Raw genomic sequence first — 17553 nt, 5'->3', positions numbered from 1 at the left:
GGACGCCGGTTCCCCGGTTACTCGGTCTCGACGTCCTCCTCGTCGGTCCAGTAGTCGACGGATTCGTCGATCCGGTAGTAGCCGTGGATCTCCCGGTTCCCGCGCCCTCCCGGCGGCGATCCCACGAAAACGCCGATCTTCTCGGAATCGGGATAGGCCGTGACGTCCGGCTCGTTCATCGTCGAAACCGCCAGGTAGGTGAGCGACCCGTCGGAATCGTTGATGACCCGATGGGCTCCGCGTTCGTCGGCGGGGAGGGTGACGTAATCGCCCTCCGTGAGCGCCAGTAGCTCCCCGTCGAGCCGGAGACGTCCCGTACCGGAGAGGACGAAGATCGCCTCCTCGTTCGCCGTGTGATAGTGATAGGGCCACGACAGTCGTCCGGCGGGGAGCTCGTAGACGCTGCAGCCGAGCCGGTCGCCGCCGGCAGCCTCGCCGAGCTGTTTTCGCTTGAGGAACGTCTCGCCCCTCTCGAGCGTGGTCCACTCCAGTTCGTTCGCGTTCGTCGTTCCCATGCCGAACGGAACGCCGAGGGACGGCATAGAGGTACGCGGTCCTGAGAGGAAGTACTCGCGAACGAACGGTGGGTGAGGGACTGCTGAGCCGGCCCACCGGCCGGTTACCGCCTACCGGCGGCCGCCCCCGGTGTCGTACTTATAGGTGGCCGTCTCGGGGTCGATCCCGAAGTCCTCCGCGGGGTCGACCTCCTCGCGGGCGGCCTCCTCCTCGGTGGCGGTCGGCGATGCCTGCTTGAACGCCTCCCGGAAGCGATCGGGCATCTCGAACTCCTCGGCGTCGAGGGCCATGGGGATCGCCTCGGGTTCGATCGTCTCGCGTTTGGTCTCGAGGCGTGCCTCCAGGACGTCGGGTAGCTCCTCGCGCTCGATCGGCTCGAAGCCGAACTGGACGAGGTAGTTCGGCACGCCCACCAGCGTGTAGACGGTCTCGAACCCCTGATCGCCCGCGTGGTCGATCAGCCGCTCGATCACGTGGGCGCCGACGCCCTGGCCCCGCCAGCGCTCGAGGACGCCGATGCTCGTGAGCTCACAGACGTCGCCGTCGTCGGTCTTGTGGATGCGGATCCGGCCGAAGCCGGCCTTCTCGCCCGAGTCCTCGTCGAGCGCGACGACGTAGTCCCGGGAACGAAACGCCGTCTCGTCGAGTTCCAGGCGTTCGATCTGGTCGAGAAGCCAGACCTCCTCTCGGTTCTTGGCGTCCCGGACGTACATGCTCCGACCTTACCGCGTCGGGGGTAAAAGCCTTTCATGCGGACCGAAAGGTTGAATCGCGCCGGTCGCAAATCCGGGCGCATGAGCGACGACGACGACCAGCAAGAAGAGGAGGAGGAGCCGCTCGTCGAACTCGGCGAGTCGGTCTCCGTCGAGGGCGTGCCGCTCGCGCAGGTCGCCTCCCGGCTCGCCTATCCCCAGCAGCAGAGCGAGGTCAGCCGCAAGGAGGGCGAGACCGTCGTCCGGACGCCCGACGGACCGAAACGCGTCGACGAACTGCTCGAGGCGGTCGAGAACCCCTACTTCCAGAGCCGCCAGGAGTTCGTCAACGCGGTCCGCGACGTGACCGGCACCGGGCCGGTTCCGACCGCGGAGTGATCGGCGATGGATCCGGGGCGACTCCGAGCCCGGCTCCGGCTCGCCTGGATCCATCGATCGATTCTGGTCGCCGCAGTCGTACTGGTCATCTGGGTGAACTGGCGGACCGACGGTCTCACCGAACGGGTCGTCCGCGACACGCTGTTGTATCTGTTCGTCCCGCTCGCGCTGGGGCTGGTCCACGGTCGACACATCGGCTGGCGGATCGACCGCCTCGCGGTGCGAAACACCCTCTTGCTGTCGGCGTTCGTCCTCCCGTTCTACCTCGTTGGCTCGACGCTGCCGACGGTGAGGACCTACTATCCGATCTGGGAGACCACGCCCGAACTCGGCGCGTTCGTCCCCCACGCGATCCAGTTGTTCGTGCTCGCGCTCGCCACCGAGACCTACTTCCGCGGACTGCTCTGTGTGGGCGTGCGGGACCTCGGACCCAAGTGCGTGTTCATCAGCCCCATCGTCTACGCGGCGCTGCACCTGAACAAGCCGCCGGTCGAACTCGTCCTCTCGGGACCGACCGACGTGCTGTTCGGCGCGGTCGACTACCACGCCGACTCGATCCTCCCCTCGACGGTCGCCCACGGGGGCGGGCTGGTGTTGCTCGACTGGCTCGTGCTCCACGATCCGATCGTCTCGTCCGAGTCGGTCGTGGGGTGGCTGTCGTGGATACCGCTCCCGCTGTAGCTTGCAGACGTTTTTTGGGATCGACGGCCGATGGGTCGGTCATGAGCCTACCGATCGATCCGACGCAACTCACCGCGGACGACATCGGCGAACGACAGCTCACGCTGAACATGGGCCACGACGAGGCGGTCGAACACGTCCGAGAGGCCTTCGTGGAGGCGGGCTTCGGCGTTCCGGTGGAGTTCTCGCCCTCGGAACTGCTTCGCGAGAAGATCGACGTCGATCGCGACCCCTACTACGTCCTCGGCGCGTGTCACCCCGAGATGGCCAACGAGGCGCTCGACGTGACGAACCAGATCGGCGGCCTGTTCCCGTGTAACGTCGTCGTCTGGGAGATCGAGCCGGGCGTCCAGCAGGTGTATCACGTCTCGATCATGAAGATCGCCCGCCTGTCGGGCGTCGCCCCGGACGACGACGACTGGGAGGAGGTCGTCGAGGGGACCAACCGGCTGGTCGAGGAGGCGTTCGGAAACCTCGAGACCGCCGAGGAGGGGGCGAGCTCCGGCGGCGAGAAGCCGCGCGGCCGTCAGGGCGGCAAGCGCGAGGGCCAGGGGAAGCGTTCGGGTGCACAACGCGACGCTCCGGACAACTAGTTCCGTTCGAGTTCGCTAGCGCCAGGCGTCGCCGTCGACGTCCTCGTCGCGTTCGAGGTCGTCGAGTCCGACGGGATCGACGTCGCTCTCCACGAAGACGTATCGCTCGAGACCGACGACGAGTCCCACGAGCGCGATGACCGCCAGCGCCAGCGACGCGAGCGACAGGAGTTCGACGCCGGTGAGCGATCCGACCAGCACGACGGAGTCCATACCGATCGAAGCGGATCGGCGCGAATAAGCTTCACCCCTCTTCGCCGTCTCACGTGGAGAAGTCCGCGAGCGAGGCCTGGACGCCCGCGACCATCTCGGAGGAACGACGCAGGTCGTTCGTCGAGACCGGAAGGAGGGGCTCGATCGCCCCGACCGCGTCGTGGAAGCTCTCCGAGACGCCCCCCTCCTCCTCGAAGGCGTTCCGGACGCTCTCGCGGATCTGCCAGACGCCGACGGGCCCCCAGTACTCGTCGGAGACGTGCCGAAGGACGAGCACCTTCGCCTGCCGGCCCCGCTCGGCGAGGTGTTCGAGCGCGGCGAGACGGGCCGCGTAGTACGCCCCGGCGGTGCCGCCGTCGACGTACTTCGTCCTCCCTTCGTAGCCCTCGTAGTCGCTCGCGATCCAGACGCCGGCCTCGGGGTCGGGGTTCCAGACGCTGCCGGGCGCCTTCATCTCGACGAGTTCGTACTCCCACCGACCGGGCGTGACGATCACCCAGTATCGGTTTCCCATGTACTCGTTGGTCCACACGCGGGTCTCGTCGACGCTCTCGGCGCTTTGCAGGGAGCCCCGGAGGTAGTTCCCGAGGACGTCGTCGACCGCCGTGATCGACCAGCGCGTTGGGACGAGTCGGCGGTTCTCCGCCTCGCCGAGCGCGCCCGCCGAGAGGATTCGGTTGATCTCGTAGACGTCGAAGCCCCGGCGATAGAGGTAGGTGATCGCACCCTCCGCGCGCCAGTCGTCGTCCTCGAGGGTCTTCTCGACCGGTCGAGGAACGTAGGGGTTCTCGGTGAGGTCCGCCGATCGGGCACGAGTGCGCGGGCCCCGCGGGGCGGCGGTGTCGTCGGCCGGCAGGTCGAAGTCCAGCCGCGAGTCCGAGAGTCCGATCTCGACGCCGACGGGACGGCCCGCGATGGCGACCTCCCGCTGTGTGCCGACGAACCCCTCCCAGACGTCGTGGACGTTTTCGGCGGCTCGCGTCGACCCTCCTGCGGGACTCTCCCCGACGCTCGTGACGTCCGTCGTTCGGTTCGCGTTCAGCAGGCCGGTTCGACGCTGGAAGACGTCGTCGATCGAGAGCCCCTTTCGGTACCACTCCGCGTCGGTGACGTACTCCTCGGCGCGCTCCTCGTCGCCGACCGGCGAGAGCAGCCCCGTCGAGACCGTTGGGTAGTTCGAGTGGCCGACGAAGATCGAGGGAGCCGTCGAACCGACCATCGCGTCGCCGGAGACGACCTCCGAGAAGCGGGATTCGACGTCCTCGAGGTACTCGGTGATTGCGTAGGACTTCTCGCGGGCGAGGCGCCGTCGTTCGGCGGCCTCGTCGCGCTCGAGCCCCTCGATGTACTCGTCGAGTCGCATCGGCCGTTATAAGGGGTGGAGGGGCTTGAACGTTCGGTCGGCGGACGTTCGGACGCTCACCACGGGTGTTCGCCGATCGCGCTTTCGGATCGGGTAGGACGGCCATCGAACGCGTCCGCGAGGTTCGAAAACGGGCTCGTCGCTAGCGACGTGCGACGACGACGTAGTATTCGAGCGGAATCACGATCCCGTGGTCGTCGGTGTACTCATCCAGCGCGTCTTCGACCTCCCCGATCACCGTCTCTCGGACGTCCCGATCCAGCGAGCCGAGCGGACCGGCCAGCGGCGAACTGGCGGCCTCTCGACGGACGAACTCCTCGACCGACGGGTAGCGCACGGAGCTGATCTCGATGGTGACGACGGGGTCGCGGAACCCCGCATCGACGGCGAGGGCACGAAGCTCGTCCCCGGTCCACTCGGGGAACGGCGAACGCATCATCGTTCCGGCGTCATCGCCGACGTGGTGCTCCAACGCATCCGACAGCGCGTCGTATCCGCCGTTGAACGCGAGCGGCCGCAGGACGCTGATCGCTAGCCGGCCGTTCGAGGCGAGCACGCGATGCATCTCCCGGAGCGCGACCGAGGGTTCCTCGAAGAACTGGAGGGCCTGTTGACAGAGAACGGCGTCGAACGCCCCGTCGGGGAACGGTAGATCCGTGGCGTCGCCTCGTTTCCACTCGATCGTTGGCGTCGTGATCTCGACGGCGGTCGCTCTGGCCACCTCGAGCATTCCCTCGTTCACGTCGAGGCCGACGACGGCTCCCGTCTCGCCGACGCGGGACGCCGCGCGTCGCGCCACGACGCCGGTTCCACAGCCGACGTCGAGCACGCGATCCCTCTCCTGGAGGGTCGCGTGTTCGACGAGCCGTTCGGCCCACGGCGCGAACAGCGCCGGTACCAGATACCGCTCGTATGCCTCGGGGCCGCTCTCCGTGAGTTGCCATCCGTCCGCGTTAGCCATTATCCTTCACGTATGATAATGTACTACTCGCGAAGCCATAGGAGTTGCGTACGTCCTGTAACCATACGGCTTAGAGTCGCTATAACCCGTAGAGACACGGAAGACGAGAGCGTCTCGACCGACGGGAGGCGTCTCCGAACCAAAAAGAGCGCCGGGAGCTAGCTGTGGATGCCCATCGCCTCGATCTGTTCCTGATAGCGGTTGCGAATCGTCACTTCGGTCACCTGGGCGACGTCGGCGACCTCGCGCTGGGTCTTCTTCTCGTTACACAGAAGCGAGGCGGCGTAGATCGCCGCGGCGGCGTAGCCCGTCGGGGATTTGCCCGAAAGGAGGCCTTCCTCGGCCGTGGTTTCGATGATCTCGTTGGCTTTCGACTGTACTTCTTCGGAGAGTTCGAGTTCGGAGCAGAATCGGGGAACGTACTTCTTGGGGTCGACGGGACGCATCTCGAGGCCGAGCTCCTGTGAGATATACCGATAGGTGCGGCCGATCTCCTTTCGCTCGACCCGCGAGACCTCGCTGATCTCCTCCAGACTGCGCGGGATCCCCTCCTTCCGACAGGCGGCGTAGAGCGCGGCGGTCGCGACGCCCTCGATCGATCGCCCGCGAATGAGGTCCTCCTTCAGGGCGCGCCGGTAGATGACGCTCGCGACCTCGCGTACCGAGCGGGGCACGCCGAGCGCCGAGGCCATCCGGTCGATCTCGCTCAGCGCGAACTGCAGGTTGCGCTCGCCGGCGTCCTTCGTACGGATGCGCTCCTGCCACTTTCGCAGTCGGTGCATCTGGCTGCGTTTCTTCGAGGAGATCGATCGGCCGTAGGCGTCCTTGTCCTTCCAGTCGATGGTGGTGGTCAGTCCCTTGTCGTGCATCGTCTGGGTCGTGGGCGCGCCGACCCGGGACTTGCTCTGGCGTTCGGAGTGGTTGAACGCGCGCCACTCGGGCCCCGGATCGATGTTCCCCTCCTCGACGACCAGACCACAGTCATCGCAGACGAGTTCGCCCCGATCGGAACTCTTGACGAGGCTCTCGGAGTCACACTCCGGACAGGTGCGGACCCCCTCCGAGTCCGTGGCTTCGTCTGTATGCTCCGCCTCGTGCTCGCGCTCCCGCTGACGGGTGGACCGTGTCATCGCACTTAAGTGGTAGTGGTTCCGAAACACTTAAACCCTCGGTCGAGATCGAGACCTACGTCGGACGACACAACACCCTCGATCAGGGTCGAGCCCCCGTCAGCCGCGTCTCTACGGCCGTCTCCGGTTCGAGGGGCGTATCAGAACGGTTTTATCGGAGAGGCGGCGAGCGTCGGACAATGCCGAGCCTCGACTGCGACCCGGAGACGGCCCGCGAACGACTGCGCGAGGCCGGCGCGGAACTCTCGCCGGGCAACACCGACCACGAGCGCTGGCGTGCGAGTCTAGGGGAGGCGAGCGCGGTCGCCTACGACGGGACGGTGGTGGTACAGGGGAAACGTCCGGCCGACATCAAAGCGGTGCTGCGCGAGGGAGGCGGCCGAGCCCACCTCTACTTCGATGGCGGGAGCCGCGGCAATCCCGGTCCCGCCGCGATCGGCTGGGTGATCGTGAGCGGCGACGGGATCGTCGCCGAGGGGGGCGAACGCATCGGGCAGGCGACGAACAACCTCGCGGAGTACGAGGCGCTGATCCGGGGACTCGAGGCGGCACGCGACTACGGGTTCGACGTCCTCGAGATCCGTGGCGACTCCGAACTGATCGTCAAGCAGGTCCGCGGCGCGTGGAACACGAACGACCCCGACCTGCGCGAGCGACGCGTGCGAGTCCGCGAGCTGCTCGAGGCGTTCGACGAGTGGTCGCTGTCGCACGTTCCGCGGGAGATAAACGAGCGCGCCGACGAACTGGTGAACGAGGCGTTCGAGAATGGCTGACCTGCCCGATGACGTGATCGAGGAGGCGGAACGGCTGACGAGGCTCGCCCGGGAGGTGCCGACGGACGAGGAAGCGGCGCTCTATCGCGATCGACGCGAGACGCTGCTCGCGGATCACGCCTTTACCGCCCGCGTCCGCGAGGGCGACGCCACCGAGACGCTCGTCCTCCACCCCGAGGAGTGGGTCGAGGACGGCACGATCCGTCCCGAACGGATCGACGACACCGACCGGGCGATCGAGGTCCACCTCTCGGGGCCGGCGGACCCGGACGACTGGGGGATCATCGAGGAGCACAACCGCGCGGTCGCACGGCGCGTCCGCGAGGAGCACGGCGACGTCCACGGGGCGAACGCCGACGCCTTCGCGGACTTCATGGGCAACCACTACGCCCGCCGGGTCGGGACCGCGACGCCGCGGGAACGCGCGGAGTTCCTCACGGAGTACTTCGTGCGGAACGCGTGGCCGAGCGAGGAGCAGAAGACGGTCGTGGAGCTGTCGCTCGAACACGTCGAGCGGGTCGCGAAGGAGGAGCGCTCCTAGCTCTGCGTCGAGCTCTGTGCCTGGCCGTCGACGAGCTCACGGACGTCGGCCGCGCGCTCGTCGTCGGTGATGAGCTTCGAGAAGACCCACTCGAGCTGGCCGAGGACGGTTCCGTAGCCGTCGTCGGTGAGTTCGTACTGGTTGGTCCGCTTATCGAGCTCGCTCTTCTCGACCAGACCGCGCTCGACGAGGTCGTCGAGATTGGGGTAGAGCCGCCCGTGGTTCACCTCGGTCTCGTAGTAGCTCTCGAGTTCGCGCTTGATCGCCAGCCCGTACATCGGCTCCTCGGCGAGGATCACCAGAATGTTGTGCTGGAACGCAGTCAAGTCGTGTGCCGTTCGCTGGGTGCCCTGAACTTCTTGTGCCTCTGACATCGCCGTAGAACATGTCATCCATCTATTTAACAGTTATCAACCATCCGCCTTGTTTAAGAAAGTACTCACAGATAATACTATTAGAGGGTGAAACGGGAACGGAGCGAAGAGGTTCGTCGTACGGGTATGAAAGACGTCGTGCGGGGTTAGTTACCATCGTTCACGTGCTATCGGGGTGTCGAAAGGACTTTTTCCCCGCCCGAAGCAGAGGAAGGTGACGATGACCAACCTCTGGGAAGACCTAGAAACCGGCCCGAACCCGCCGGAAGAGATCTACGCGGTGGTCGAGTGTCTGAAGGGCGAGCGCAACAAGTACGAATACGAGAAGGACATCCCCGGCGTCGTGCTGGATCGGGTGCTCCACTCGAACGTCCACTACCCCTCGGACTACGGTTTCATCCCGCAGTCGTGGTACGACGACGAGGACCCCTTCGACGTGCTCGTGCTCGTCGAGGACCAGACGTTCCCGGGTTGTGTCGTCGAGGCCCGTCCCGTCGCGCTGATGAAGATGGACGACGACGGCGAGCAGGACGACAAGGTGATCGCCGTCCCCAGCGAGGACCCCCGATACGACCACATCGAGGACCTCGAGGACATCCCCCAGCAGACGATCGACGAGATCGACGAGTTCTTCTCGACCTACAAGAACCTCGAGGAGGGCAAGGAGGTCGAGACCCAGGGCTGGGAGGACCGTCAGGCGGCCTACGACGCGATCGAACACGCCCAGGAGCTCTACGAGGAGCAGTTCGACTGAGCGTTCCGGCGGCTCCCGTCCCTTCTCGTTCCCGAATAATGTACGACGGTAATCAGCACCCGCTCGACCGATGTGTTATGCTTATGGGTAATCTTTTGTCGAGTCGTACCCTACGGTGACGCGATGGCAACCAACTCAGCCGCGGTCGGCATCGATCATCCGACGATCGTCCCGACGAACCTCGAGAAGGGCGCCGAGAACGGTCAGGAGGGCGGATCGCAGGATGGGGACGATCCGCACGCCGAGCGGTGAAACGAAACTTCTTGTAGGGGACGACAGTAGGAGGAGCCATGGGTCTCTTCGACCGAATACGCGGCGGCGACGATGCGCCCCGTGTCGCCTTCATCGGCATCGACGGCGTGCCACATACGCTCCTCTCCGAACACCCCGAGGAGTTCCCGAACTTCGCCGCGATCGCCGAGGAGGGTACCGCGAGCGCGATCGAGAGCATCGTTCCGCCGGAGTCGAGCGCGTGCTGGCCGTCGCTGACGACGGGGAAGAACCCCGGCGAGACCGGCGTCTACGGCTTTCAGGACCGCGAGGTCGACTCCTACGAGACGTACGTCCCGATGGGCAGGGACGTCCAGGCCGAGCGCCTCTGGGACCGCGTCACCGACGCGAACCGCAACGCCAGCGTACTGAACGTTCCCGTCACGTTCCCGCCCCAGCGCACGGTACAGAGAATGGTCTCGGGCTTCCTCTCACCCGGTCTCGACAAGGCGGCCTACCCCGACGAACTGCGCGAGACGCTCTCGGGTCTGGACTACCGGATCGACGTGAACGCGAAGCTCGGCCACCAGGAGGACAAGAGCGAGTTCGTCGAGGACGCCCACGAGACGCTCGATGCGCGCTACGAGGCGTTCAAACACTACTTCGATGCCGACGATTGGGACCTCTTCTTCGGCGTGTTCATGACGACGGATCGAGTGAACCACTTCCTCTTCGAGGACTACGAGAAGGAGGGCGAGTACTACGAGGAGTTCATGGAGTTCTACCGGAAGCTCGACCGGTACGTCGGCGACCTGCGCGAGCGCCTCGCCGACGACGTCACCCTCGTGATCGCGAGCGACCACGGCTTCACGACGCTCGAACACGAGGTCCACTTCAACCAGTGGCTCGAGGACGAGGGTTGGCTCTCGTTCGAGAACGAGGAGCACTCGGAGCTCGCGGACATCGCGGACGACGCCCGCGCCTACTCGCTGATCCCCGGTCGGTTCTATCTCAACCTCGAGGGCCGCGAGCCACGGGGAGCCGTTCCCGAGGAGGAGTACGAGGAGGTACGCGCGGAGCTCAAGGCCGACCTCGAGGCGCTCGAGGGTCCCGACGGTCGGAAGGTGTGCGATCGTGTCGTCGAGAAGGAGGACGCCTTCCGCGGCGGCCACGACGACATCGCGCCCGACCTGGTGGCGATCCCGAACCACGGCTTCGACCTCAAGTCGGGGTTCAAGGGCTACGGGAAGGTGTTCGACAAGGGCCCCCGAAACGGGATGCACAGCTTCGACAACGCGACGCTCCACATCGACGACCCGGACGCCTCGATCAGCGACGCCAACCTCTACGACATCGCGCCGACGATCCTCGAACTCATGGAGGTCGAGTTCGATCGCGGCGAGTTCGACGGCGCGAGCCTGGTCTGAGAGACCCCGCGTTTTTACCCCGGGACGCGTAACCCCGGGTATGCTCTATCGCGACCTCGACGGCAGCGAAGCCGAGAGCCCCGACAACCTGCGCGAACAGTACGAGGCGGAACTCGCCGAGGTCGTCGAAGGGGTCGGCATCGAGGCCGCCGCCGAGGAGACGGGCGTCGACACCGAGACGCTTCGTGCGCTCGTCGAGGGGGACTCGCCGGAGCTGACCGTCGAGGAGGCGAGCGCGATCCTCGCGCTCGATCCCGAGGAGCCCGACGCGGAGATCGTCCGCGCCGAGATCGAGGATCGACTGCTGTTGGGGATGACCACAGCGGTGCTCGACGTCGACACCATCGCCGCGAACCTCGAGCGCGACCTCTCGGGCAAGGAGGTCCACCAGCGCGTCGAGGGGCGCGCATCGATGAGCCTCGCGGAGTACGCCGAGATCCACTACCTCATCGCGGAGCGAAAACACTGATGCGCGTCGCGATCCTGGGCTGTGGCTACGTCGGCCTCGAACTCGGCCGACGGCTTCTCGCGCGCGGCCACGACGTCGTCGGCGTCCGGCGCTCTCCGGAGGGGGTGGAGGAGATCGAGGCCGCCGGATTCGACGCGGTGCGGGCGGACGTCACCGACCCTGAGGGGCTCTCGACGGTTCCCGACGCCGACGCGCTGGTCTTCGCGGCGAGCTCCGGCGGCCGCGGTGCCGACGCCGCCCGCGAGGTCTACGTCGAGGGTCTCGAGACGGCGATCGACCAGTTCTCGGCGCGCGAACACCCGCCCGATCGGCTGGTTTACACCTCGAGTACCGGCGTCTACGGCGACCACGGCGGCGACTGGGTCGACGAGGAGACGCCGATCGAACCGACCACCGAGAAGACGCGCGTGCTCGCCGAGGCCGAACGAATCGCACTGGAGTCGTCGATCGCGATCGACGGCACGGTCGCGCGCTTCTCCGGGCTCTACGGCCCGGAACGCTACCGACTCGAGCGGTATCTCGAGGGGCCCGTCACGGCGGGCTACCTCAACATGGTGCATCGCGACGACGCGGCCGGCGCCGTCCGGTACCTGCTCGAGGAGGACCTCGCCCGCGGGGAGGCCGTGCTCGTCTCGGACGACGAACCCGCCGAGAAGTGGGCGTTCGCCGACTGGCTCGCCGAGCAGTGCGGCGTCGAGACGCCGCCGAAGCGAACGAAGGAGGAGCGCCTCGACGAGGGCGACCTCTCGGAGGCCGCCCGCCGGCGAATCCTCACGAGCAAGCGCTGCTCGAACGCGAAGCTCCGCGAGCTCGGCTACGAACTCGAGTACCCGACGTTCCGCGAGGGATACCGGGAGGCAGTGACGGCCTATCGGGACCGGTAGTTCGAGGCGATCCGCGGGAGGGCTGGAGCCGGTTAGGGTTAGTGTGCTCGCCCCGATGAACGGACATGGCGACCAAGGAGGGGACCTGGGCGTATCGGGATCGCTTCACCGAGGAGTTCGGGCGCACCTACTTCCGACGATTCGGCGACGGCGTCGTCTCGAGCGTCGGTCTCGGCACCTACCTCGGCGAGCCCACGGCCGAGGTCGACGACCGGTACGAGGAGGCGATCACCGCGGCGCTCGAGTCGGGCTGTAACCTGATCGACACCGCGATCAACTACCGCCACCAGCGAAGCGAGCGAGTAGCGGGGAGAGCGCTCTCAGACGCCAACGTCGACCGGGAGGCCGTCGTGGTGGCGACGAAGGGGGGCTTCGTCCCGTTCGACGGCGAGCGACCCGACGACCCGGGGAGGTACGTCCGCGAGGAGTACGTCGATTCGGGCGTCGTGGACCGCTCGGAACTGGTCCGAGGGAGCCACTGCATCGCGCCCGACTTCCTCGACGATCAGCTCGATCGCTCGCTTGCCAATCTCGACGTGGAGACGATCGATCTCTACTACGTCCACAACCCCGAGGGCCAGCTCCAGGAGCGTTCGCGCGAGGCGGTCTACGCCCGGTTGGAGGCCACCTTCGAGCGCCTGGAGGAGCGCGTCGCCGACGGCGATCTGCGCTACTACGGAGTGGCGACCTGGGAGGCGTTCCGGGTCCACGAGGAACACGCGAGCTACCTCTCGCTCCCGGAGGTCGTCTCGCGAGCACGAAGCGCGGCGAAGGCCGCCGGGAACGTCGCGACCCACCTCCGGGCGATCCAGTTGCCGTTCAACGTCCACATGGCCGACGCGTTCACGGTCGAAGCCCACGAGGGCTCCGAGGGGGTCGAGAGCGCGCTCCGGTTCGCCCGGGACGCCGGACTGAACGTCTTCGCGAGCGCGAGCATCGGTCAGGGACGGCTCGCCGAGGGGCTGCCCGAGGCGGTAGCCGACCGTCTGGAGGGCGAGACGTCCGCACAGCGGGCGATCAACTTCGCACGAAGCGCCCCCGGCGTGACGAGCGCGCTCGTCGGAATGAGCGATCGGAACCACGTCGCGGAGAACCTCGACGCCGGACGCTACGATCCGATGGGTGCCGACGCGTTCGACTCGGTGTTCGAATGAGCCCGGATCGAGCCCCATCCGGCACCGAGACGCCCCGCGACTCTCTGCCGAGATGATCCCGCTGCTGTACCTCCTCTACTACCTGCTCGTGAAGGCGGTCGGAAAGGTCGTCCCCGTGTTCGGGACGCGTCTCTCGCGACGGGTGCATCGTCGCGCCGCCGACGAGGTGGCCCGCGACGTCGAACTCGCGGCGATCGAGACCATCCACGACGAGCAACCCCCCGCCGGCGTTCGGTTCGCCCTTCGGTTTCGGGGTCCGACGAACGCGCACGCCGAAATCACGGGGTGTGACCTGCGGATCGGGGCGACCCGGCGAGGGAAGACGCTTCACCGCGTCCACTGGTCCGACGACGTCGGTCCGCCGCCGGCGGACGTCGAGCTCGAGTCGATCACGCCGGCCGGTGACGGACGGGTCTCGTTCGAGTGCGTACTTCCGGACGGGTGGCTCGCCGACGAGCGGACGATCTGGGTCGACGGCTCGATCGGGCTGCGGACGGCGAGGGTCGTCCGAAGAAATCGGATCGCCCTCGGTGGGGCGACGTACGCGTTCTCCGACCGAAGCGTAACGCTCGACTGAGCGGACGCGATAGCCGTCTCCAAGCCGGCGATCCGTACGGACGATACGTCGAGCACTCGCCGGCAGCGCCCGGATCGACGCGGACACCGTTTTCGTCCGACACGACGGACGGTAGACGGCAAGGCCGCCGCGTTTCGAAAGGGTTGCCATCCGACCCCGCCTCGTTCGAGACAGTGGCATCGACCCGGCTGTTCGCGTCGCTGTGTTCGATGGCGTTCCTGATCAACCTCGTCCGCGTCGTCTACGCGCCGCTGGTCGAGCCGCTACAGGCGGCGTTCTCGGTCGGGCCGGGCACGATCGGACTGATCGTCACCCTGGTGTGGACCGGCAGCGCGCTCCCCAGGATCCCCATCGGCTACCTGCTGACGATCGTCCCCCGCCATCGGGTGGTGCTGCTGGCGGGCACGATGCTGAGCGGCGCCTCGCTCGTCGCGACGTTCGCGAACTCGGTGCTCACGCTCGCGCTCGGCGCCTTCCTGATCGGAACCGCGACCAGCGGGTATTTCGTCGCCGCGAACCCGCTGATCAGTGAGCTCTACACGGGGCAGGTCGGACGGATGCTCGGCATCCACGGCACGGCGACCCAGCTCGCTGCCGTGGTCGCCGCGCCGATGGTGACGCTCGCGCTGTTCGTCTCCTGGCGGCTGGTGTTCGCAGCCATCGCGGCCGGCGCGCTCGTCTCGACGGTCGTCCTCTACCGGACCGCGAAACGGACCGAGTTCCCCGCGGCGAGCGGCGCCGACCGTGACTTCCTCGGCGCAATCAGGGCTCAGTGGCGTCTGATCGCCCTCGGAATCGCGATCTTCGGCGCGGCGAGCTTCCTCTGGCAGGGACTGTTCAACTTCTACCCGTCCTACCTCGAGACCGCACGCGGGTTCTCCCCGGGCACGGCACGGAACCTGCTGACGGTGGCGTTCGCCGCGGGCGTGCCCGCCTTCTGGATCAGCGGACTGCTCGTCGACCGGCTGCCGACGTTCCCCTACCTGCTCGCCGTCATCGGGGCGTTCGTCGCGAGCGTCCTCCTGCTGACCGTGACGAACGGCCTGCTCGGGATCGTCGTCCTCAGCGCCGTCGTCGGCTACGTCATCCACAGCATGTTCCCCGCGGCCGATACGTTCCTCCTCTCGTCGTTCCCCGACGAGCATCGAGGGGGGGCGTACGCCACGTTCAGCGGCGGGATGATGTTCGGCCAGGCGCTCGGCAGCTGGTTCGTCGGCGGGCTGGTCGAGTACGGGTTCGCCTACGACGCGGTGTTCCAAGGACTCGCGCTCGCGCTCGGGCTGTTGGTCTGTGCGTTCGCGCTGCTGGGCGCGACGGGACGCCTGCCGGCGGCGACGGACGCGTAACGGCCCGCTTTTAGTCGCTCGCGCCAAGGGCCGGATGATGGAGTACGTCCAGGAGCGGATCGCCACCCTCCACGACCTGACCGACCCGACGCCCGAGACGCCGACGGGCCGGGCGGCGGTCGTCATGCCGATGACCGACCGGGAGTACGCGGGGCTGGCGCCCGAACACACCCTGGCGACGCTCGAGACGGTGGATCCGGGACGCGTGATCGTCCCGCTTCGCGCGCCCGAGGAGCGCGTCGGCCCCTTCGTCGAGTGGCTGTCGGACTTCGATCTCGACCTCACGGTGCTGTGGTGTAACGCCCCCGCCGTCGAGGCGCTGCTCGCCGAACACGGGCTGGACGGCGAGGCGGGCAAGGGCCGCGACGTCTGGCTCGGGACGGGACTCGCGGCCGAACGCGAGGAGTTCGTCGTCGTCCACGACGCCGACGCGAGGACGTACGGTCCGGGCCACGTCGCCCGGCTGCTCGCGCCGCTCTCGACCGGTTTCGAGTTCGCGAAGGGCTACTACGCCCGCGTCGAGCACGGACGGCTCTACGGCCGGCTGTTCCGGCTGTTCTACGAGCCGCTGGTCGCCGCGCTGGCCGAACGCCACGACGCGGCGATCCTGGAGTACCTGGGGGCGTTCCGCTACGCGCTGGCCGGCGAGATGGGGATGACCGCCGACCTCGCTCGCGAGCTCCGCGTCGAGCCGACGTGGGGGCTGGAGGTCGGCGTCCTCGGCGACGCCTTCTCCCGGGCGGGCTTCGCGGGGACCGCACAGGTCGACCTGGGAGCCCACGAGCACGACCACCGTGCAGTCGGCGGCTCGGCCGGGCTGGCGGAGATGAGTCGGGGGGTCGGGGCGGCGCTGTTCCGCGTCCTCGCCGACGAGGGGATCGAGCCCGACTTCGAGCGGCTGGCCGAGCGCTACCCCGAGGTCGCGACACGGTTCGTCCGGCAGTACGCGGCCGACGCGGCGTTCAACGGCCTCTCGTACGATCCGGACGAGGAGCGTGCCCAGGTGGGTCGGTACGTCGAGGCGATCGTACCCCCTGAAGCGGATCGCCGGCTACCGCCGTGGTCGGCCGTCCCCGTCGATCCCGGAAGGGTCGCGGCCGTCTCGGCCGACGCGATCGACTCGGGCTAGCGCCGTCGTTCGCGGCCCAGGCGATCGGTCATCCGATCGACGCTCTCGTCGATGCGGGGGTCCCGAGTGACCGTCCACCGCCCGTCGTCCCCGTCTCCGTCGTCGGCACGCTCGATTCGACCGTCCTCCTCGAGGGTCGCGAGGCGTTCGTGGACGGTTTCGGGGGATATCGAGAGTCGATCGGCGATCCGCTTCGCCGTCGCGGGGTCACAGTCGCGGACCGCCTCGAGCACGTCGGCGTCGTCCATGCCGGAACTACCACGCCGGGCCGAAAGGGCCTTGCGGGCGGGGGCGTAGCTACGGACGTGACACACGACGAGCTCGCCGGGGTCGTCGACCTCTTCGGCGCGCTCACTCGCGAGGAGCTCGCGGAGGCACGCTCGGAGCTCGCGTTCCGGCAGGGCGAGGAGGAGCCCGACCCGGCGGCGGTCGACGCCGCGCTCGAGGAGTACGCGCTGGTCGAACACGAGGGACTGCTCGTCGCCGGACCCGCGGCGTTCCCGACGCTGCCGCCGGAGGCGTCGGACCTCCCGTATATCGTGGACGTGCCCGAACGCGAAGTCGATCACGAGGAGATCGGCGAGCGCGTCCGCGACGACCTGCTCGCGGCCGTCGAGAGGGACGATCCGGAACGACTGCGCGAACTGAGCTACGACCTCGAGGCGTGGGCGCCGGTCGACGCGAGCGACGTACGCGCTCGCCTGGAGTCGGAGGGGGAGGAATCGTGAACGCCAATACGGACCGGACGCAAGAGGGGCCAATGGACCTCAGCCGGGTCGCCGAACACACGCCGCGGCGGGTCACCGACCAGAAGCGCGAGGCCGCGGTGTTGGTCCCCGTGATCGAGCGCGAGAGCGGACCGCATCTGCTGTTTACGAAGCGATCGGAGGACCTCCGCGATCACCCCGGTCAGATGAGCTTCCCCGGCGGCGGGCGCGAGACCGAGGACGAGGACCGCTACGCGACCGCGCTGCGGGAGGGCAACGAGGAGATCGGCCTTCTCGACGGTGAGGCGGAACTCGTCGGCCGGCTCGACGACATCCGCACCGTCACCGAGTACTCGATCACCCCGTTCGTCGTCCGGATCCCGGATCGGCGCTACGAGCCCGACGACCGCGAGGTCGCGGAGATCGCCGTCCTCCCGATCGCGGCGCTCGTCGACGAGACGAACCACGAGCACGAACGCCGCGAACACCCCTACTACGGCGAGATCGTCATCCACTACTTCCGCATCGACGGCTACACCGTCTGGGGGGCGACGGGACGGATCGTCGTCCAGTTCCTCGAACTCGCCACCGACTGGCGTGCCCCCGTCCGCCTCGATCCGGAGTCCTACGGCTAAGCGACACGCTTTTGCGCGCGAGCGC

The 17553-nt window shown here is 67.5% G+C and carries 23 protein-coding genes and 1 pseudogene; 16 read left to right on the top strand and 8 right to left on the bottom strand.

All coding sequences use genetic code 11. From position 1 onward, the window contains the following. Positions 1–17: 17 nt before the first annotated feature. The gene (locus V0Z78_RS14905) at positions 18–515 is read right to left on the bottom strand and encodes a cupin domain-containing protein (RefSeq protein WP_336345457.1); all 498 of its coding nucleotides are present in this window, start codon (positions 513–515) and stop codon (positions 18–20) included. A gap of 111 nt (positions 516–626) precedes the next feature. Then, on the bottom strand, positions 627–1229 hold the full coding sequence (locus tag V0Z78_RS14900; RefSeq protein ID WP_336345456.1) for a GNAT family N-acetyltransferase: 603 nt from the start codon (positions 1227–1229) through the stop codon (positions 627–629). A gap of 81 nt (positions 1230–1310) precedes the next feature. On the opposite strand from V0Z78_RS14900, the gene V0Z78_RS14895 reads away from it, so the two are divergent. The 3 genes and pseudogenes from V0Z78_RS14895 to V0Z78_RS14885 form a co-directional block, all read left to right on the top strand. Beyond that, positions 1311–1607, top strand: coding sequence for a DUF5789 family protein (locus V0Z78_RS14895; protein WP_336345455.1), 297 nt, complete (start codon positions 1311–1313; stop codon positions 1605–1607). A gap of 6 nt (positions 1608–1613) precedes the next feature. Further along, positions 1614–2288, top strand: coding sequence for a CPBP family glutamic-type intramembrane protease (locus V0Z78_RS14890; RefSeq protein ID WP_336345454.1), 675 nt, complete (start codon positions 1614–1616; stop codon positions 2286–2288). Between the two features lie 41 nt (positions 2289–2329). After that, positions 2330–2764, top strand: a pseudogene (locus V0Z78_RS14885) (DUF302 domain-containing protein); the annotation flags it as partial. Between the two features lie 132 nt (positions 2765–2896). Here the strand turns inward: V0Z78_RS14885 and V0Z78_RS14880 are convergent. From V0Z78_RS14880 to V0Z78_RS14865, 4 genes are all read right to left on the bottom strand, one after another. Next, a complete protein-coding gene (locus V0Z78_RS14880; RefSeq protein WP_336345453.1) occupies positions 2897–3094 on the bottom strand; it encodes a hypothetical protein in 198 nt (65 codons plus the stop codon). A gap of 49 nt (positions 3095–3143) precedes the next feature. Continuing rightward, entirely contained in the window at positions 3144–4457 is a 1314-nt protein-coding gene (gene nreA, locus V0Z78_RS14875) for a DNA repair protein NreA (RefSeq protein ID WP_336345452.1), read from the bottom strand. A 142-nt stretch (positions 4458–4599) separates the two neighbouring features. Continuing rightward, complete coding sequence (locus V0Z78_RS14870) at positions 4600–5418, bottom strand: class I SAM-dependent methyltransferase (protein WP_336345451.1); 819 nt, start codon at positions 5416–5418, stop codon at positions 4600–4602. Positions 5419–5576: 158 nt separating this feature from the next. Further along, a complete protein-coding gene (locus V0Z78_RS14865) occupies positions 5577–6548 on the bottom strand; it encodes a transcription initiation factor IIB (protein WP_336345450.1) in 972 nt (323 codons plus the stop codon). Between the two features lie 179 nt (positions 6549–6727). On the opposite strand from V0Z78_RS14865, the gene rnhA reads away from it, so the two are divergent. Both rnhA and V0Z78_RS14855 read left to right on the top strand, forming a co-directional pair. Continuing rightward, on the top strand, positions 6728–7321 hold the full coding sequence (gene rnhA / locus V0Z78_RS14860; RefSeq protein ID WP_336345449.1) for a ribonuclease HI: 594 nt from the start codon (positions 6728–6730) through the stop codon (positions 7319–7321). Next, positions 7314–7862 carry a DUF7108 family protein gene (locus V0Z78_RS14855; RefSeq protein ID WP_336345448.1) on the top strand — a complete coding sequence of 183 codons (549 nt, stop codon included), beginning with the start codon at positions 7314–7316 and terminating at the stop codon, positions 7860–7862. Before rnhA ends, V0Z78_RS14855 begins: the two co-directional genes overlap by 8 nt. Here the strand turns inward: V0Z78_RS14855 and V0Z78_RS14850 are convergent. Next, positions 7859–8236, bottom strand: a complete 378-nt coding sequence (locus V0Z78_RS14850) for a PadR family transcriptional regulator (protein WP_336345447.1) — start codon at positions 8234–8236, stop codon at positions 7859–7861. The genes V0Z78_RS14855 and V0Z78_RS14850 overlap by 4 nt on opposite strands. Positions 8237–8456: 220 nt before the next feature. Between V0Z78_RS14850 and V0Z78_RS14845 the strand changes: the two genes are divergently transcribed. The 9 genes from V0Z78_RS14845 (at position 8457) to V0Z78_RS14805 (ending at position 16186) form a co-directional block, all read left to right on the top strand. Then, positions 8457–8990 carry an inorganic diphosphatase gene (locus V0Z78_RS14845; protein ID WP_336345446.1) on the top strand — a complete coding sequence of 178 codons (534 nt, stop codon included), beginning with the start codon at positions 8457–8459 and terminating at the stop codon, positions 8988–8990. A gap of 123 nt (positions 8991–9113) precedes the next feature. Further along, positions 9114–9242, top strand: a complete 129-nt coding sequence (locus tag V0Z78_RS14840) for a hypothetical protein (RefSeq protein ID WP_336345445.1) — start codon at positions 9114–9116, stop codon at positions 9240–9242. 38 nt (positions 9243–9280) lie between these two features. Beyond that, on the top strand, positions 9281–10627 hold the full coding sequence (locus V0Z78_RS14835; RefSeq protein ID WP_336345444.1) for an alkaline phosphatase family protein: 1347 nt from the start codon (positions 9281–9283) through the stop codon (positions 10625–10627). A 40-nt stretch (positions 10628–10667) separates the two neighbouring features. Beyond that, positions 10668–11096: a DUF5791 family protein gene (locus V0Z78_RS14830; protein WP_336345443.1), complete on the top strand. Its 429-nt coding sequence runs from the start codon at positions 10668–10670 to the stop codon at positions 11094–11096. After that, complete coding sequence (locus V0Z78_RS14825) at positions 11096–11980, top strand: SDR family oxidoreductase (protein ID WP_336345442.1); 885 nt, start codon at positions 11096–11098, stop codon at positions 11978–11980. The genes V0Z78_RS14830 and V0Z78_RS14825 overlap by 1 nt, the downstream gene beginning before the upstream one ends. A 65-nt stretch (positions 11981–12045) precedes the next feature. Next, positions 12046–13134, top strand: a complete 1089-nt coding sequence (locus V0Z78_RS14820) for an aldo/keto reductase (protein WP_336345441.1) — start codon at positions 12046–12048, stop codon at positions 13132–13134. A 52-nt stretch (positions 13135–13186) separates the two neighbouring features. Continuing rightward, positions 13187–13711, top strand: a complete 525-nt coding sequence (locus V0Z78_RS14815) for a hypothetical protein (RefSeq protein ID WP_336345440.1) — start codon at positions 13187–13189, stop codon at positions 13709–13711. A 173-nt stretch (positions 13712–13884) separates the two neighbouring features. Further along, on the top strand, positions 13885–15057 hold the full coding sequence (locus tag V0Z78_RS14810; RefSeq protein WP_336345439.1) for an MFS transporter: 1173 nt from the start codon (positions 13885–13887) through the stop codon (positions 15055–15057). Positions 15058–15094: 37 nt separating this feature from the next. Next, entirely contained in the window at positions 15095–16186 is a 1092-nt protein-coding gene (locus V0Z78_RS14805; RefSeq protein ID WP_336345438.1) for a glycosyltransferase family protein, read from the top strand. Here the strand turns inward: V0Z78_RS14805 and V0Z78_RS14800 are convergent. Then, positions 16183–16434 carry a winged helix-turn-helix domain-containing protein gene (locus V0Z78_RS14800; RefSeq protein WP_336345437.1) on the bottom strand — a complete coding sequence of 84 codons (252 nt, stop codon included), beginning with the start codon at positions 16432–16434 and terminating at the stop codon, positions 16183–16185. The genes V0Z78_RS14805 and V0Z78_RS14800 overlap by 4 nt on opposite strands. Positions 16435–16491: 57 nt before the next feature. Between V0Z78_RS14800 and V0Z78_RS14795 the strand changes: the two genes are divergently transcribed. Next, the gene (locus tag V0Z78_RS14795) at positions 16492–16914 is read left to right on the top strand and encodes a DUF7109 family protein (RefSeq protein WP_336345436.1); all 423 of its coding nucleotides are present in this window, start codon (positions 16492–16494) and stop codon (positions 16912–16914) included. A 32-nt stretch (positions 16915–16946) separates the two neighbouring features. Beyond that, positions 16947–17528 (top strand): NUDIX hydrolase, encoded by a 582-nt coding sequence (locus V0Z78_RS14790; RefSeq protein ID WP_336345435.1) that lies wholly within the window; start codon positions 16947–16949, stop codon positions 17526–17528. Positions 17529–17553 lie beyond the last annotated feature (25 nt).

The sequence above is a fragment of the Halalkalicoccus sp. CG83 genome (genome assembly GCF_037081715.1).
In the GTDB taxonomy this organism is placed as follows: domain Archaea; phylum Halobacteriota; class Halobacteria; order Halobacteriales; family Halalkalicoccaceae; genus Halalkalicoccus; species Halalkalicoccus ordinarius.
This window is presented reverse-complemented; position numbering and strand designations above follow the sequence as displayed.

What these genes read in the sequence shown, in the direction of transcription:
- V0Z78_RS14890 (WP_336345454.1), top strand. Translation starts at nt 1,614, where the DNA reads ATGGATCCGGGGCGACTCCGAGCCCGGCTCCGGCTCGCCTGGATCCAT.
- V0Z78_RS14895 (WP_336345455.1), top strand. Translation starts at nt 1,311, where the DNA reads ATGAGCGACGACGACGACCAGCAAGAAGAGGAGGAGGAGCCGCTCGTC.
- nreA (WP_336345452.1), bottom strand. Translation starts at nt 4,457, where the DNA reads ATGCGACTCGACGAGTACATCGAGGGGCTCGAGCGCGACGAGGCCGCC.
- V0Z78_RS14830 (WP_336345443.1), top strand. Translation starts at nt 10,668, where the DNA reads ATGCTCTATCGCGACCTCGACGGCAGCGAAGCCGAGAGCCCCGACAAC.
- V0Z78_RS14855 (WP_336345448.1), top strand. Translation starts at nt 7,314, where the DNA reads ATGGCTGACCTGCCCGATGACGTGATCGAGGAGGCGGAACGGCTGACG.
- V0Z78_RS14800 (WP_336345437.1), bottom strand. Translation starts at nt 16,434, where the DNA reads ATGGACGACGCCGACGTGCTCGAGGCGGTCCGCGACTGTGACCCCGCG.
- V0Z78_RS14880 (WP_336345453.1), bottom strand. Translation starts at nt 3,094, where the DNA reads ATGGACTCCGTCGTGCTGGTCGGATCGCTCACCGGCGTCGAACTCCTG.
- V0Z78_RS14835 (WP_336345444.1), top strand. Translation starts at nt 9,281, where the DNA reads ATGGGTCTCTTCGACCGAATACGCGGCGGCGACGATGCGCCCCGTGTC.
- V0Z78_RS14900 (WP_336345456.1), bottom strand. Translation starts at nt 1,229, where the DNA reads ATGTACGTCCGGGACGCCAAGAACCGAGAGGAGGTCTGGCTTCTCGAC.
- V0Z78_RS14850 (WP_336345447.1), bottom strand. Translation starts at nt 8,236, where the DNA reads ATGTCAGAGGCACAAGAAGTTCAGGGCACCCAGCGAACGGCACACGAC.
- rnhA (WP_336345449.1), top strand. Translation starts at nt 6,728, where the DNA reads ATGCCGAGCCTCGACTGCGACCCGGAGACGGCCCGCGAACGACTGCGC.
- V0Z78_RS14820 (WP_336345441.1), top strand. Translation starts at nt 12,046, where the DNA reads ATGGCGACCAAGGAGGGGACCTGGGCGTATCGGGATCGCTTCACCGAG.
- V0Z78_RS14865 (WP_336345450.1), bottom strand. Translation starts at nt 6,548, where the DNA reads ATGACACGGTCCACCCGTCAGCGGGAGCGCGAGCACGAGGCGGAGCAT.
- V0Z78_RS14870 (WP_336345451.1), bottom strand. Translation starts at nt 5,418, where the DNA reads ATGGCTAACGCGGACGGATGGCAACTCACGGAGAGCGGCCCCGAGGCA.
- V0Z78_RS14845 (WP_336345446.1), top strand. Translation starts at nt 8,457, where the DNA reads ATGACCAACCTCTGGGAAGACCTAGAAACCGGCCCGAACCCGCCGGAA.
- V0Z78_RS14805 (WP_336345438.1), top strand. Translation starts at nt 15,095, where the DNA reads ATGGAGTACGTCCAGGAGCGGATCGCCACCCTCCACGACCTGACCGAC.
- V0Z78_RS14790 (WP_336345435.1), top strand. Translation starts at nt 16,947, where the DNA reads ATGGACCTCAGCCGGGTCGCCGAACACACGCCGCGGCGGGTCACCGAC.
- V0Z78_RS14905 (WP_336345457.1), bottom strand. Translation starts at nt 515, where the DNA reads ATGGGAACGACGAACGCGAACGAACTGGAGTGGACCACGCTCGAGAGG.
- V0Z78_RS14815 (WP_336345440.1), top strand. Translation starts at nt 13,187, where the DNA reads ATGATCCCGCTGCTGTACCTCCTCTACTACCTGCTCGTGAAGGCGGTC.
- V0Z78_RS14825 (WP_336345442.1), top strand. Translation starts at nt 11,096, where the DNA reads ATGCGCGTCGCGATCCTGGGCTGTGGCTACGTCGGCCTCGAACTCGGC.
- V0Z78_RS14840 (WP_336345445.1), top strand. Translation starts at nt 9,114, where the DNA reads ATGGCAACCAACTCAGCCGCGGTCGGCATCGATCATCCGACGATCGTC.